Raw genomic sequence first — 14457 nt, forward strand, 5'->3', positions numbered from 1 at the left:
TCCTTGGCTCATGGGCACCAGTAAATCTCTAATGTAGGTTGCAGAAACGCGCGAATCGGCATGGCAGCAACGTCGTCACTGGCCAGCGCGGCGCTCAAGGTGGTCAATTTCGAACTGCCGGAGATCGACAGCACGGTGTAGTTCGCCGTGGCCAGCAATGCGCGACTCATGGTCAGGCGTTGGTGCGGCACGGTCGGCGCCAGCATCGGCCAGCAACGGCGGATACCGTCGGCCTTCAGTGCTTCGGCGAGGTTCGGGCTGTTGGGGAACAGCGACGCGGTGTGGCCGTCATCGCCCATGCCCAGCACCAACACATCAATGGCTGGCAATTCGCCCAGCAGGCGATCGGCCTGCTCGGCAGCTTCTTCAAGGTTGGCCGCAGCGCTGTACAGGCTCAAGAACTTGGCCTTGGCCGCCGGACCTTGCAGCAGATGCTGCTTGAGCAAACCGGCATTGCTGTCGGCATGCTCCACCGGCACCCAGCGCTCGTCGGCCAGGGTGATGGTGACCTTGGACCAATCCAGGCCCTGCTTGGCCAGGTGCTGGAAAAACGCCACCGGGCTGCGGCCACCGGAGACCACCAGGGTCGCTTCGCCACGGGCGCTGATGGCCGTGCGCAGTTGCTCGGCCACGTCAGTCGCCAGGCCTTCCGCCAACAGCACCGGCGTGCGGTACTCGTGGGGAGTTACGCCCTGGGGCAGTTTCAAATCAGATATCGCCATACCACGACCTCCCATCCCGCGTGATCAGTGCAATGGAGCTCATCGGCCCCCAGGACCCCGCCGCGTACGGCTTGGGCGCATCACCGGATTTCTTCCACCCGGCGATCAACTGGTCACACCACTTCCACGCGGCTTCGATTTCATCTTTGCGAACAAACAGGTTCTGGTTGCCGCGCATCACTTCCAGCAACAACCGCTCGTAGGCATCCGGGATGCGGGCGCTGCGGTAGGTGTCGGAAAAATTCAGTTGCAGCGGGCCGCTGCGCAGTTGCATGCCCTTGTCCAGGCCCTGCTCCTTGGTCATCACGCGCAAGGAAATACCTTCGTCCGGTTGCAGGCGGATGATCAGCTTGTTGCTGATCTGCAGGCGCTGTTCCGGGGCGAAGATGTAGTGGGACGGTTCCTTGAAGTGGATAACAATCTGCGACAGCTTTTGCGGCATACGCTTGCCGGTACGCAGGTAGAACGGCACCCCGGCCCAACGCCAGTTGCGGATATCGGCACGCAGGGCGACGAAGGTCTCGGTGTCGCTCTGGGTGTTGGAGTTCTCTTCTTCCAGGTAACCCGGCACCGGTTTGCCGGCGCTGTAGCCAGCGATGTACTGGCCGCGCACCACCTGGGTGGTCAGGCCGTCCGGGCTGATCGGCGCCAGGGCCTTGAGCACCTTGACCTTCTCATCGCGGATGCTGTCGGCGGACAAGTCGGCCGGCGGGTCCATGGCGATCAGGCACAGCAGCTGCAGCAGGTGGTTCTGGATCATGTCGCGCAGCTGGCCGGCCTTGTCGAAGTAGCCCCAACGGCCTTCGATACCGACCTGCTCGGCCACGGTGATTTCCACGTGGGAAATGTAGTTCTGGTTCCACTGGGTTTCGAACAGGCTGTTGGCGAAACGCAGGGCGATCAGGTTCTGGACCGTCTCTTTGCCCAGGTAGTGGTCGATGCGGTAGGTGCGGTTTTCCGGGAAAAACTGCGCCACGGCGTCGTTGACCTTGCGCGAGGACTCCAGGTCCGAACCGATGGGTTTTTCCAGCACCACGCGGGTGTTTTCCGCCAGGCCGACCTTGGACAAGTTCTCGCAGATCGCGCCATACACCGCCGCCGGGGTGGCGAAGTAGGCAATCAGGCGTTGCTCGGTGCCGGCGATGTCCGCCAGGGCCACGTAGTCATCGGCCTTCAGGAAATCGACGTGCACATAAGTGAGGCGTGCCAGGAAACGCTGGGCAATGGCTTCGTCCAGCTCCTTGCCGACGAATTCGCGCAGGGCGTGTTCGATATGGGCCAGGTGCTGTTGCTCGGAACCGGCTTCACGGGCCAGGGCCAGGATGCGCGTATCGTCGTGCAGCAGTCCGGCGCCATCGAGTTGATAGAGGGCAGGAAATAACTTGCGCAGCGCCAGATCACCCAAGGCGCCAAACAGGGCAAAGGTGCAGGGTTCTACGGTTATCGAAGGCATGATGTTTGTTCTTTTATCAAGTTAAGCTACAAATACCTTTTTTCAAGGCATCACTCAAGGAAAAATGTAGTAATAACCACAACATTTTCCCGAAATACGCATTCCGAGTGGTGGTGTTCAGCTACCCTCAGTAGGATAGGCCACCACAAAAGGCCACTCGTCGATTGGTTGCCACCTTTTTATTTGCATCGTCGCCCGAAGGAAAGACTGAATGGACCGCGTGCGAAATCTTCTGGAACAGATCCGGAACCGCCTCGAAGAATTGAACAAGGCCGAGAAAAAAGTCGCCGAGGTCATCCTGCTCAACCCGCAGCAGGCGACCCGCTTCTCTATCGCCGCCCTCGCCCAGGCTGCCTCGGTCAGTGAACCGACGGTCAACCGTTTCTGTCGTTCGTTCGGCGTGAGCGGTTACCCTGAGCTGAAATTGCAGTTGGCGCAAAGCCTGGCCAGTGGTGCCGCGTATGTCAGCCGTGCAGTGGAGGCCGATGATAACCCGGAGGCTTACACGCAGAAGATCTTTGGCAGTGCCATCGCGTCCCTGGACAGTGCCTGCCAGGCGCTGGACCCGAACTTGATCAGCAAAGCCGTGGACCTGTTGATCCAGGCGCGGCAGATCCACTTCTTCGGCCTGGGCGCCTCGGCCCCGGTGGCGATGGATGCGCTGCACAAGTTCTTCCGCTTTAACCTGGCAGTGACGGCGCATGCCGATGTACTGATGCAGCGCATGATCGCCTCGGTGGCACACACGGGCGAGTTGTTCGTGATCATTTCCTACACCGGACGCACCCGTGAGCTGGTGGAAGTGGCGCGCATCGCGCGGGAAAACGGCGCATCCGTGCTGGGCGTGACCGCCGAGAACTCACCGCTGGCCAAGGCCAGTACGTTAAGCCTGAATATTCCGTTGCCGGAAGACACTGACATCTACATGCCGATGACCTCGCGGATCATCCAATTGACGGTGCTGGATGTACTGGCAACCGGCATGACCTTGCGCCGTGGCGTGGATTTCCAGCCGCATTTGCGCAAGATCAAAGAGAGTTTGAATGACAGCCGGTATCCGGTGGGGGATGAGTTCAACTAATAACGCTCCCCCTGTGGCGAGGGAGCTTGCTCCCGCTGGGGCGCGAAGCGGCCCTAAATCAGGCAACCGAGTCCTTACTGAAAGAATGCGGTGACCTTATTGGGGCTGCTTCGCAGCCCAGCGGGAGCAAGCTCCCTCGCCACAGATACCAGCACCGCTAAACCCCAGCCCGCGCCTGCAGGCTAAGATGCGCCCGCTCTCCCGGCGCCAGGCTGGCCCCGGCCATCGCCGACTCCACGCACACAAACCCCGACGCCTCGTTGAAGCTCACGCCCAACAGCGGCCGGCTGCCCGGATGCCACACCACGGTGTCGGCGCTGTCGCCCGTATCGATACACAGCTCACGCTGCCAGGCATGGTCCTTGAGCTGCAATTCGCCGTCATGCTGGAACACCCGCTGGCAACCACCCTCCACGCGTAGCTCGCCTTCCTGCTGGCAAACCTGGCGATTGAGCTGGTCGTAACCTTGCGCGCCCTCAAGCCCAGACAGCGCTACCTCATCAACGTGACCAATACGCCAGTAAGCATGCAAAGCGTGGCTCAATTGGCACGGCAGCTCGTCCTGATGCTCGGTACTCAAGCGCAATTCCAGGGTTTCGCCCAAGTGTGCATGCAGGTCCACCTGCCAGTCACACAGCTGCAGTTGCCAGTGCAGGCGTACGCCGTCGTCGTCGGTGCCGCTGTCGAGCAGTTTCCAGTCGATCAGCCGCGCCCAGCCATGGGACGGCCAGGCATTTTCGCTCGGGTGACGGCCATACCACGGCCAGCACACCGGTATGCCGCCTCGGATGGCGCCCACTTGCGGCCACTTGGCTGCACACCACAGCCAAGGCTTTTGACCGGTAGGCTGAAAGTGCAGCAATTGCGCGCCCTGGCGGCTGAACACCGCCTGGCACAGCGGATGGTCGATCACCAACACGTCACGCATCTGGAAGCGTTCCCAGGCGAACACCGGACGCTCGCGCAGGGATTTGAAAAAGCGTTGCAGCGGTTGCTCATGCATGTGCCACAGTCCTGAATGTCTTCACAGTGCTGCCCAAAAAAAGCGGGTAGCCATGGCTACCCGCAAAATGCGCACAGAGAGAAGGAGCTTATCGCAACAGCGTTAGAACGTAGACTGAATTTTCAGGCCGGCTACCAACGCGTTGTCGACTTTATCCACGCCGCCAGGCTGCACGACGTATTGCAGGTTTGGACGCACGGTCAGCCAGTTGGTGACGTGGAAACCGTAGTTGAGTTCAACGTTGTATTCAGTCTCACGGATCGGCGTGTACAGCGGGTTATCGTAGTCGCTTACACCATTGGCGGCGTTGAGCAGCTCAGAGTTCTTCTTCACGTCATCGTTGACGTGCAGGCGAGCGACGCCGATACCGACGTCATCTTTTGGACGCGCGTCGAATGGCCCTTTGTACACCAGCATGATCGACTGATAGTTATCGACCAGGTTGGTTTCTTTGTCGTGGAAGGTAGCGTTGGCGGCGATGTTCAGGCCGCGGGAAGCATCGCCGTTATGCGTGGTGAGTTGCTGTTGGGCAACGAACCAGTAGCCTTTCTTGCTGCTGCGGGTACGGTAAGCCGCGCCAGTGGTTGCTGCATCGTTGCCGTTGATATCTTCACGAACGTCCGAAGCATCGGCGGCACTTTTGTAGTAACCCACACGGTATTCGCCCGGCAGGTTGTTGACCTTCGGCGACCAGACCAATTCCACCGGAATTACGGTGCCTTTGGTGCCGCTGCCGCTGAGTTTGAAGCCGTTGCCGTGCTCCAACTGCGACGGGTTCTGGTTGTACGCACCGATTTGCGCATACAGCTCAGGCGTGATGTTGTACTTCACGCGGATCGCCGCCTGGCTAACCGGCCAGTTGTACCAGGTGTTTACGTAGTTACCCACTTGCGAGCCGCAGAACGACAGGTTCTGGAAGTCGCACGGGAAGGTGTTGAAGTCTTCGCCTTCACCGAAGTAACCGAGTTTCACGTCCAGCTTGTTGTCGAACATCTGGTGCTGGATCCAGAACTGGGTCAGACGCACCATGTGGCCACGCCCGTAGACTTCTTGAGACGAACTCAAGGTGCCGGCACGCGGGTCGCCAATACGGTCATTGGAGATATTCTGGCCATTACGGTTGGTCAACTGGATCTTGGCTTGGGTGTTATCCCAACCCCACAACTTTTGCAGGTCCAGTGCTACGCCCAGACCGAATTGATCGGAGTAACGACCGGTCTTGTCGTTGTTGTAACCACCTTTGGCGTTGTAGCCCATCTCCCCAACGTAGTCAGCCTTGATGTCGATACCTTGCTCGATCAGCTTGGTACGCTCACCACCCCAGTCGCCGGTCATCCATTTCGAATCAGCACTGAATGCATCGGCCGCCATCGCATTGGCGGACAGAACCAGGGCTGCTGCAGCTGACATTTGGCAGATCAGCCGAGTGTTGTTGTGTTGCTTTTTCATCCCTACATCCTCGTCTTTATTGTTATTAAACTGTTTTTATCTAACGCGGTTTACTTTTTTTATCTAAAACAACAACTTATCTGCTTCAGCGGCCTTTGAATTGGGCCACATTGTCGGCATGCCCCTGTGCGGACAATGAAGAAGCAGTGCCCAGTCGCTCGCCGGTGTTGGCGTCGAACAGCAATACCTTGGAAGGATCGAATTGCAGGGTCAGGGTCTCGCCCACCTGCGGTGCCACGTCGGGTGCCAGGCGGCAGCAGACCTTGGTGTCATTGAGTTGCACGAACACCAGGGTGTCCGGGCCGGTCGGCTCGGTGACCTGCACTTCGGCACGGATGCTCGACGCACTGTCGCCCTCGCCCGACGCCAACATGATTTGCTCCGGACGCAAGCCCAGGATCACGTCGCGGTCTTCAAGACCTGCATCGGTGGTGTTCAGCGCCAGTTCGCAACGGGCCTGGCCGCTGTCGAGCAGGGCCACCAGGCGACCGTCCTTGCGTTGCAGGCGCAGGGGCACGAAGTTCATCGGCGGCGAACCGATAAAGCTCGCCACGAACTGGTTGGCCGGGTTGTTGTAGATTTCTTTCGGCGTACCGAATTGCTGGATGATGCCGTCCTTCATCACCGCAACCTTGTCGCCCAGGGTCATCGCTTCGATCTGGTCGTGGGTCACGTAGACCGTGGTGGTCTTGAGGCGCTGGTGCATCAGTTTCATTTCGGTGCGCATCTCGACGCGCAGCTTGGCGTCGAGGTTGGACAGCGGTTCGTCGAACAGGTAGATCTTCGGCCGACGCGCCAGGGCACGGCCCATGGCCACGCGCTGTTGCTGGCCGCCGGACAGTTGGCCAGGCTTGCGGTTGAGCAGGTGTTCGATCTGCAGCAGCTTGGCCACACGCGCCACTTCGGCGTCGATATCGGCCTGGGGCATCTTGCGGATCTTGAGGCCGAACTCGATGTTCTCGCGCACGCTCATGGTCGGGTACAGCGCGTAGGACTGGAACACCATGGCGATGTCACGGTCCTTGGGGCTCATGCCGCTGACGTCCTGGTCGCCGATCATGATGGCGCCACCGGTGATGGTCTCAAGCCCGGCGATGCAGTTCATCAGCGTGGATTTGCCGCACCCCGAAGGGCCGACCAGGATCAGGAACTCGCCTTCCTTGATCGACAGTTCGATGTTCTTCAAGGTGTCGGGCAGGCCGGCGCCATAGGTCTTGTTTACATTGCGAAGTTCAAGCGTAGCCATGATTACCCCTTGACCGCGCCGGCCGTGAGGCCGCGCACGAAATACTTGCCTGCGATCACATAGACCAGCAGGGTCGGCAGCCCGGCGATCATCGCCGCCGCCATATCCACGTTATATTCCTTGGCCCCGGTGCTGGTATTGACCAGGTTGTTCAGCGCCACGGTGATGGGCTGGGAGTCACCACTGGAGAACACCACGCCGAACAGGAAGTCGTTCCAGATCTGGGTGAACTGCCAGATCAGGCAGACCATGATGATCGGGGTCGACATCGGCAGAATGATCTGACGGAAGATGGTGAAGAAACCTGCACCGTCCAAACGCGCGGCCTTGATCAGCGCATCCGGAATGCTCACGTAGTAGTTACGGAAGAACAGCGTGGTGAACGCCAGGCCGTAGACCACGTGCACGAACACCAGGCCGGTGGTGGTGCTGGCCAGGCCCATCTTGCCCAGGGTGAACGAGGCCGGCAGCAGCACGGTCTGGAACGGCAGGAAGCAGCCGAACAACAGCAGGCCGAAGAACAGCTGCGAGCCTTTGAAGCGCCAGAACGACAGCACATAACCGTTCAACGCACCGATGGCGGTGGAGATCAGTACGGCCGGAACGGTGATCTTGATCGAGTTCCAGAAGTAACCGTCTACCGTGGCCCAGGCCTTGACCCAGCCGATGCCGGTGACCACGGTCGGCCAGCTCAGCAGGTTGCCGGAGCTGATGTCTTCCGGGGTCTTGAAGCTGGTGAGCAGCATCACCACCAGCGGCACCAGATACAGCAGCACGGCGAGGATCAGCACCGCGTAGATCGCGATGCGACTCAGGCTGATGGGTGATTTGGAGGCGAGACTAGTCATTACGTTTGGTCCTCAGCTCGGAGTAGAGGTAAGGCACGATGATCGCGAGGATCGCACCGAGCATCAGGATGGCACTGGCCGAACCCATGCCCATCTGGCCACGGCTGAAGGTGAACGAGTACATGAACATCGCAGGCAGGTCGGACGAGTAGCCTGGGCCGCCGGCGGTCATCGCCGCTACCAGGTCGAAGCTCTTGATCGCAATGTGCGCCAGGATCATCACCGCACTGAAGAACACCGGTCGCAGGCTTGGCAGCACCACGCTCCAGTAGATGCGCGGCAGGCTCGCGCCATCGATCTGTGCAGCGCGCACGATCGATTGATCGACACCGCGCAGGCCAGCGAGGAACATCGCCATGATGAAACCCGAGGCTTGCCAGACGGCGGCGATCACCAGGCAGTAGACCACGCGGTCGGGGTCGATCAGCCAATCAAGGCGGAAGCCTTCCCAGCCCCAGTCACGCAGGAGTTTGTCCAGGCCCATGCCTGGGTTGAGCAGCCATTTCCAGGCGGTGCCGGTGACGATCATCGAGAGCGCCATCGGGTACAGGTAAATGGTGCGAATGAAGCCTTCACGACGGATTTTCTGGTCGAGGAAGATCGCCAGGGTCACGCCGATGACCAGGGTGATACCGATGAACATCCCGCCAAACACCGCCAGGTTCTTGCTCGCTACCCACCAGCGGTCGTTGTCGAACAACCGCGCGTATTGCGCAAGGCCCGCCCATTTGTAGGTCGGCAGGAACGTGGAATTGGTGAACGACAGCACAAACGTCCACAGGATGTAGCCGTAGAAGCCCACCAGCACGATGAACATGCTGGGCGCCAGCACCAGTTTGGGTAGCCAGCGCTGCAGTGCATCGAACGGCGAGGCTTTGCTGAACACAGCAACAGAACTCATGGGGAAATCCAGTACAGGGAAAAAGGACTACAGGAACAAGCCGTGTGGGGGGCTAGGGAGCCCCCCACAAGGTCAACCGTTACTTGGCAGACTTGATCGCAGCGCCCAATTTCTTGGCGGTGTCGGCTGGGTCGGCTTTCGGGTCGTTGATGTAGTTGGTCACGACATCAAAGAACGCACCTTGCACCGCCAGGGTAGTGGCCATGTTGTGCGCCATGCTTGGCTGCAGGCCGCCGGTCTTGGCGTCTGCCAGGAAGTCCTTGGCAGCGGTCTGGGCGCAGGAGTCGAAGCCGTAGGAATCCATTTTGTTCAGCATGTCGTTGCGAACAGGGATCGAACCCTTGTTGATGCTGAACACTTTCTGGAAGTTCTCACCCAGCACGACTTTGGCAATGTCCTGCTGGCCAGCAGCGGTACCTTTGTCTTTCTGCTTGAACACCGCCAGGGAGTCGATGTTGTAGGTGAAGGCTTTGTCGGTGCCTGGGAAGGCTACGCACTCGTAGTCCTTGCCAGCGACTTTCTTGGCCGCGGTCCATTCGGACTTGGCCCAGTCACCCATGATCTGCATGCCGGCCTTGCCGTTGATGACCTTGCCCGCTTCGAGGTTCCAGTCCTGACCTTTGCCGTCGACGTCCATGTAGGTCGCGACTTTCTTCAGTTCGGTCAGCGACTTGACCATTTCCGGACCGGTCAGCGCGCCGTTATCCAGGTCAACCAGGGCTTTCTTGTAGCCATCGGCACCCATCACCGACAGAACGACCGCTTCGAACACGGTGCTGTCCTGCCAAGGCTGGCCACCGTGGGCGAGCGGAATGAAGCCCGCGGCTTTCAGCTTGTCGCCGGCTGCGTAGAATTCTTCGAGGGTGGTCGGGTTCTTGGTGATACCGGCTTTCTTGAAGACTTCCGGGTTGATCCACAGCCAGTTCACGCGGTGGATGTTGACCGGTACGGCGACGTAGTCACCTTCGTACTTCACGGTGTCGGAGACTTTCTTGTCGAGCAGGGAGTCCCACTTCTCTTCTTTGGCGACGTCTTTGAGCACGTCGGTGTCGAGCAAGCCGGTGGACGCCCATTCCTGGATGTCGGGGCCTTTGATCTGGGCAACGCCTGGCGGGTTGCCAGCAACCGCGCGGCTTTTCAGCACGGTCATGGCGGTGGCGCCACCGCCACCTGCTACGGCGCCGTCTTTCCAGACGAAACCGTCTTTCTCAACTTGGGCCTTCAGGACATCTACAGCCGCCTTTTCACCGCCCGAGGTCCACCAATGCACAACTTCAACCGTCCCTTTCGAGTCGGCGGCAAATGCAGAGAGGGGAAACAACGAGGCAATGGAAATAGCAACGGCGAGGCGATTAATCGCGTTCATCTGAGTACCTTTTCTTGTTGTTATGCATGCAAGTCTTAGGCTTGCGCTGCACGGAGTTTAAACATGGATTTTTCAGGCGCAGGTAACAAAGGGATGGACAAATGTCACCAACCGGTGACATAGCGCCCAGCCCCGATGGCACTGGCCATGCTTGGCGCCAGCGGCAGCGCAGGCAGCAATACCGCTTGCCAGGCATGGTACAGGTCGGGCTTGCCACCCCAGATGACGCTGCTGGGTTGGTTGTGGGGGCTGAGTTCGTGGTGCCAGCTGCCGTGAATACGGTCGATGAAGTGGGTTTCGCAAAACTCCCAGAAACGCCGGTACCAGGTTTCGTAATGCAACTCGCCGGTGCGTTTGAGCAACGCCTGGGCTGCGGCGCTGGCTTCGGCGTGGGTCCAGTGCAGGCGTTCGCGCACCACCGGGCGCTGGTTCCAGTCTAGGGTGTAGACGATGCCGGGGGCACCATCCACGGACCAGGCGTATTCGCAGGCGCTGGCGAACAAGCCCTTGGCATCGGTCACCAGCCACTCGGGGGTGGCAAGCCCGGCATGCAGGCGCGCGGCTTCCAGGTGCAGCACCAGCCGCGCCCATTCAAAACCGTGGCCGGGAGTGATGCCGTAGGGGCGGAAGCCGTCGGCGGGGTTGTCTTCGTTGTAACCGAGCAAGGGTTGCCAGTGCGTGTCGAAATGTTCGATCACCATGAACTGGTTGCCCGCCGCGTGGGTGTGGATAACCCGATCGACGATGCGCAAGGCGCGGTCCAGCCAGCGCGTGTCGCCGGTGACATCGGCCAGCGCGAGGAAGGCTTCGGTGGCGTGCATGTTGCTGTTGGCGCCGCGATAGGCTTCGACACCGCTCCAATCCTGGGCGAACGATTCGAGCATCACGCCCTCCTCCTCGCTCCAGAAAAACTGGTCGATGATATGGACGGCGTCAGTCAGAAGGTTTTGTGCACCGGGTGCACCGGCGACCACCGCCGAGCTGGCGGCCAGGGCAACAAACGCGTGCAGATAAGCAGCCTTGCCACGGTTGCCATCGAGGGCGTGGGGCGTGGCAAACCAGCCACCGTGTTCACTGTCACGCAGCGGGCCACTGAGGGCTGCAACGCCATGCGCAACCAGGTCGGCATACCCCGGCAAGCCCAAGGCGTGGGCCATGGCGAAGCTGTGAGTCATGCGGGCAGTGTTCATGGTTTCGGCGTGGGCGTCGGCCGGCAATTGGCCTTTGTCGTCGAGGTTGCCAAAGCCGTCGGGCAGTCGCGACGCCTTGGCGAAGGCCAGCAGGCGCTGTCCCTCGGCCGCAAGCCAGGCGTGGTGGGCAGGCGCGTTCAGCCAACTGCTGGCAGGCAGTGGTTGCGTGGTCATGGGTGGCCCTTATTGTTTTTTGTGGGATGACCGGAGTCTAAACAAGGGCGCGGCGACGGCAAGTAACGAAGGGGATGGGAAATGTCACCAAGTGGTGACATTACCAACAGCAGCCTCATTGCCCGAGCGGGGTGACCCTTGCCGGCGCATTCAACTGCTGGTTCAGGTTCTGCACCTGGCTCTGCAACGTGGTGATATTGCGCGTGGTCTGGATACGGAACACGTCGAACTCTTTATTGGTCGGTGCATCGCTGTTGGCCGGCTGGTTGTCCTGGGCGCTCTTGAGCACCACAAGGTCCTGCTCGATACGGGCGATGGCAGCGCTTGGATTGCCTTGTTTCTTCAAGGCCGCCACGTCCGCAGTGAGCTCCTTGATTTCGTTATCGCGCTTGCTGGCGTCAACTTGCGCCGCCTTGAGCGTCGCCACGGCGTCGGTCAACGCCTGCACTTGGCCCTGCAATTTGCTGTTGGCATTGGACAGGTCAGTGGTGCTGGCGGTCATCTGCGCCAGGCGCTTATCCAACTCGGTGGCTTGCCCAGCCACGCCGACCTGCTGCTTGCCCTGCTCCAGCAACTGGCTTTCAAGCTGCTTGATCTGCAGTTTCAGCGCTTCGCTGCCGTTATTGACGCTGGCCTCGCTGGCCACCACCTTGCCGGAAATGTCCTGCAGGCGCCCCGCCGCTTCTTCGCTGATGCGCGCGAAGCTTTCCTGGGTGGCCACCAACTGCTGGCCCATCAGGGAGATCTGCTGGAAGCTCCACCAGGCCAGGCCCGCAAAGGCGATCAGCAGCGCACCGATCAAGGCCCATAATGGCCCGGTGCTGGCGCTCTTGACCTTGACCACTTTGGTGTTGCGCGAGCGCACCGAGGTGGCCGGGGTCGGTTCGAAATCATCGTCATCCCCGACATCGGCCCGCAGGCTGGGAACGTTGTCGAAGTCGTCTTTAGCATCGTTGCGCATGTATCAACCCTGAATCGGTGAAGTGGCGTGCGACGGGAGTATAAACCGCGTTCCCGGCGCACTGATCGACCCGGAACGCCAGATTCGGTTCCCGAAGTGTTGCCGCTTGTGTGCTTACTTGAACCCCGGATCCTGGGCTTTCCACCAACTGCAGAACTCGTCGAGGGCGGTCCACAGGCTGACTTTGGGCTCGTAGTCCAGATAATGCCTGGCGCGGCTGATGTCGAGGGTGAAATCTTTGTTCATCACTTGCATGCCCAGGCGCGACAGCGACGGCTCCGGGCGCCCGGGCCACATCGCGCAAAACGCTTCGTTGAGCGCCGCCACGCTGTAGGACAAACCGTAGGACCGGTAACGCGTCACCTGGGGCAATTGCATTTGACGCATCACGTAGTTCACCACATCCCACACTGGCACCGGCGTGCCGTTGCTGATGTTGTAGGCCCGGCCCAGCGCAGAGCCTGGCGCGAGCAAACTGCTGAGCAAGGCTTCGTTGAGGTTGTGCACGCTGGTGAAGTCGACCTTGTTCAGGCCGTCGCCGACGATGGCCAGGCGGTTCTTGCGCTGCATGTTCAATAGGCGCGGGAAGATGCTCATGTCACCGGCCCCCGTGACGAATCGCGGGCGCAGGGCAATCACTTCAAGGCCGAACTCCTGGGCTCCGAACACCTTCTGCTCGGCCAGGTATTTGGTGGCGGCATAAGGGTGCTTGAAGCGCTTGGGCACTTGCTCTTCGGTCAGGCCCAGGTGGTCGCGACCGTCGAAGTAAATGGAGGGCGACGACAGATGCACCAAACGCCCGACATGCTGCTTGAGGCAGGCTTCGACGACGTTTTCGGTGACCAGCACGTTGCCTTGGTGAAAGTCCTGATATTTACCCCACAAGCCGACGGCGCCGGCGCAGTGCACCACGGCCTCGACATCGCGGCACAGGTGTCGCACCAGGTCGGCGTCATTCAGATCACCCTGGATAAACTCGGCGCCGCGCCTGACCAGGTGCTCCACACCTTCGGCACGTCGCCCGTTGACCCGCACGTCCAGGCCCTGCTCCAAGGCGAAACGCGCAAAGCGCCCGCCAATGAAGCCGCTTGCGCCGGTGACCAGAATCTTCATGTATTACCCCATGTTCTTACGTTTTTCATCGCTGTTGCCTTGACGCACGCCATCACTCCAACGGCACCAACCATTGACCACAGGCCTGGGCCAGATGGTCGGTCAGCAAGCCCAACAGTTGCCCGCCACTGCGCCAATGATGCCAGTACAACGGCACATCGATGGGCTTATCTGGCAATAACTCGACCAATATGCCCTTTTCCAGCTGGTCGCGAACCTGCAATTCCGGCACCAGCCCCCAGCCCAGGCCCGCCTCGGTGAGGCGGATAAAGCCTTCAGACGATGGGCACAAATGATGCTCAAAACCACCGTCCACGCCGAGAGAAGCCAGGTAGCGGTGCTGCAGGAAATCATCCGGCCCGAACACCAGTGCTGGGGTGCGCGCCAGTTGATCGGCGCGTACGCCCTGGGGAAAATGCCGGGCAATGAACGCCGGGCTGGCCAACGCCCGATAACGCATGGCGCCCAGCAACAGGCTGCGCGCGCCCGCCACCGGACGCTCGCTGGCGCAGATACAGGCCGCCACTTCGCCAGCGCGCATGCGTTTGAGGCCGACGGTCTGGTCTTCCACCACCAGATCCAGCAGCAGATGCTGCTCGGCGCAAAACCCGCTGACAGCCTCGGCCCACCACGTGGCAAGGCTGTCGGCGTTCAACGCGATGCGCAAGCGTTCGGGCATGCCCTCTTCATCCAGCGCCGGCACCTGGCTTTGCAGGTCACGCTCCAGCAAGCGCACCTGTTGCACATGGTTGAGCAGGCGACGGCCGATATCGGTGGGCGTCGGCGGCGTGGCCCGCACCAGTACCGGCTGGCCAATGCGCGCCTCCAGCAACTTGATGCGCTGGGAGATTGCCGATTGCGACAGTCCCAGCACTTGAGCGGCACGCTCGAAGCCCGCTTGTTCCACCACGGCTGCCAGGGCAGAGAGTAATTTATAGTCGAACATCAGT

At 60.4% G+C, this 14457-nt stretch carries 13 protein-coding genes; 1 reads left to right on the forward strand and 12 read right to left on the reverse strand.

Features of this window, described 5'->3' with window-relative positions; genetic code table 11:
* Positions 1–8: 8 nt before the first annotated feature.
* Entirely contained in the window at positions 9–722 is a 714-nt protein-coding gene (gene pgl, locus H096_RS00940; protein ID WP_033896320.1) for a 6-phosphogluconolactonase, read from the reverse strand.
* On the reverse strand, positions 709–2175 hold the full coding sequence (zwf, locus tag H096_RS00945) for a glucose-6-phosphate dehydrogenase (protein ID WP_033896321.1): 1467 nt from the start codon (positions 2173–2175) through the stop codon (positions 709–711). The genes pgl and zwf overlap by 14 nt, the downstream gene beginning before the upstream one ends.
* A gap of 220 nt (positions 2176–2395) precedes the next feature.
* Between zwf and H096_RS00950 the strand changes: the two genes are divergently transcribed.
* Positions 2396–3256, forward strand: a complete 861-nt coding sequence (locus H096_RS00950; protein ID WP_191982987.1) for a MurR/RpiR family transcriptional regulator — start codon at positions 2396–2398, stop codon at positions 3254–3256.
* Between the two features lie 157 nt (positions 3257–3413).
* Here the strand turns inward: H096_RS00950 and H096_RS00955 are convergent, their stop codons facing one another.
* From H096_RS00955 to H096_RS01000, 10 genes are all read right to left on the reverse strand, one after another.
* Complete coding sequence (locus H096_RS00955; protein ID WP_033896323.1) at positions 3414–4259, reverse strand: D-hexose-6-phosphate mutarotase; 846 nt, start codon at positions 4257–4259, stop codon at positions 3414–3416.
* A 102-nt stretch (positions 4260–4361) separates the two neighbouring features.
* Positions 4362–5708 (reverse strand): carbohydrate porin, encoded by a 1347-nt coding sequence (locus H096_RS00960; protein ID WP_016975394.1) that lies wholly within the window; start codon positions 5706–5708, stop codon positions 4362–4364.
* 85 nt (positions 5709–5793) lie between these two features.
* Positions 5794–6954 (reverse strand): sn-glycerol-3-phosphate ABC transporter ATP-binding protein UgpC, encoded by a 1161-nt coding sequence (ugpC, locus tag H096_RS00965; RefSeq protein ID WP_033896324.1) that lies wholly within the window; start codon positions 6952–6954, stop codon positions 5794–5796.
* A 2-nt stretch (positions 6955–6956) separates the two neighbouring features.
* On the reverse strand, positions 6957–7802 hold the full coding sequence (locus tag H096_RS00970; RefSeq protein WP_016975397.1) for a carbohydrate ABC transporter permease: 846 nt from the start codon (positions 7800–7802) through the stop codon (positions 6957–6959).
* Positions 7795–8703: a sugar ABC transporter permease gene (locus tag H096_RS00975; protein WP_033896325.1), complete on the reverse strand. Its 909-nt coding sequence runs from the start codon at positions 8701–8703 to the stop codon at positions 7795–7797. The genes H096_RS00970 and H096_RS00975 overlap by 8 nt, the downstream gene beginning before the upstream one ends.
* Positions 8704–8782: 79 nt before the next feature.
* Complete coding sequence (locus H096_RS00980) at positions 8783–10069, reverse strand: ABC transporter substrate-binding protein (protein ID WP_033896326.1); 1287 nt, start codon at positions 10067–10069, stop codon at positions 8783–8785.
* A 104-nt stretch (positions 10070–10173) separates the two neighbouring features.
* The gene (locus tag H096_RS00985; RefSeq protein ID WP_033896327.1) at positions 10174–11433 is read right to left on the reverse strand and encodes an AGE family epimerase/isomerase; all 1260 of its coding nucleotides are present in this window, start codon (positions 11431–11433) and stop codon (positions 10174–10176) included.
* A gap of 115 nt (positions 11434–11548) precedes the next feature.
* On the reverse strand, positions 11549–12394 hold the full coding sequence (locus H096_RS00990) for a hypothetical protein (RefSeq protein ID WP_033896328.1): 846 nt from the start codon (positions 12392–12394) through the stop codon (positions 11549–11551).
* A gap of 114 nt (positions 12395–12508) precedes the next feature.
* Positions 12509–13507 (reverse strand): NAD-dependent epimerase/dehydratase family protein, encoded by a 999-nt coding sequence (locus H096_RS00995; RefSeq protein WP_033896329.1) that lies wholly within the window; start codon positions 13505–13507, stop codon positions 12509–12511.
* 52 nt (positions 13508–13559) lie between these two features.
* Positions 13560–14453 (reverse strand): LysR family transcriptional regulator ArgP, encoded by an 894-nt coding sequence (locus H096_RS01000; RefSeq protein WP_016975403.1) that lies wholly within the window; start codon positions 14451–14453, stop codon positions 13560–13562.
* Between the last annotated feature and the right edge of the window lie 4 nt (positions 14454–14457).

The organism is Pseudomonas sp. FH1 (assembly GCF_000510895.2).
GTDB lineage: Bacteria > Pseudomonadota > Gammaproteobacteria > Pseudomonadales > Pseudomonadaceae > Aquipseudomonas > Aquipseudomonas azotoformans_A.

What these genes read in the sequence shown, in the direction of transcription:
- pgl (WP_033896320.1), bottom strand. Translation starts at nt 722, where the DNA reads ATGGCGATATCTGATTTGAAACTGCCCCAGGGCGTAACTCCCCACGAG.
- zwf (WP_033896321.1), bottom strand. Translation starts at nt 2,175, where the DNA reads ATGCCTTCGATAACCGTAGAACCCTGCACCTTTGCCCTGTTTGGCGCC.
- H096_RS00955 (WP_033896323.1), bottom strand. Translation starts at nt 4,259, where the DNA reads ATGCATGAGCAACCGCTGCAACGCTTTTTCAAATCCCTGCGCGAGCGT.
- H096_RS00960 (WP_016975394.1), bottom strand. Translation starts at nt 5,708, where the DNA reads ATGAAAAAGCAACACAACAACACTCGGCTGATCTGCCAAATGTCAGCT.
- ugpC (WP_033896324.1), bottom strand. Translation starts at nt 6,954, where the DNA reads ATGGCTACGCTTGAACTTCGCAATGTAAACAAGACCTATGGCGCCGGC.
- H096_RS00970 (WP_016975397.1), bottom strand. Translation starts at nt 7,802, where the DNA reads ATGACTAGTCTCGCCTCCAAATCACCCATCAGCCTGAGTCGCATCGCG.
- H096_RS00975 (WP_033896325.1), bottom strand. Translation starts at nt 8,703, where the DNA reads ATGAGTTCTGTTGCTGTGTTCAGCAAAGCCTCGCCGTTCGATGCACTG.
- H096_RS00980 (WP_033896326.1), bottom strand. Translation starts at nt 10,069, where the DNA reads ATGAACGCGATTAATCGCCTCGCCGTTGCTATTTCCATTGCCTCGTTG.
- H096_RS00985 (WP_033896327.1), bottom strand. Translation starts at nt 11,433, where the DNA reads ATGACCACGCAACCACTGCCTGCCAGCAGTTGGCTGAACGCGCCTGCC.
- H096_RS00990 (WP_033896328.1), bottom strand. Translation starts at nt 12,394, where the DNA reads ATGCGCAACGATGCTAAAGACGACTTCGACAACGTTCCCAGCCTGCGG.
- H096_RS00995 (WP_033896329.1), bottom strand. Translation starts at nt 13,507, where the DNA reads ATGAAGATTCTGGTCACCGGCGCAAGCGGCTTCATTGGCGGGCGCTTT.
- H096_RS01000 (WP_016975403.1), bottom strand. Translation starts at nt 14,453, where the DNA reads ATGTTCGACTATAAATTACTCTCTGCCCTGGCAGCCGTGGTGGAACAA.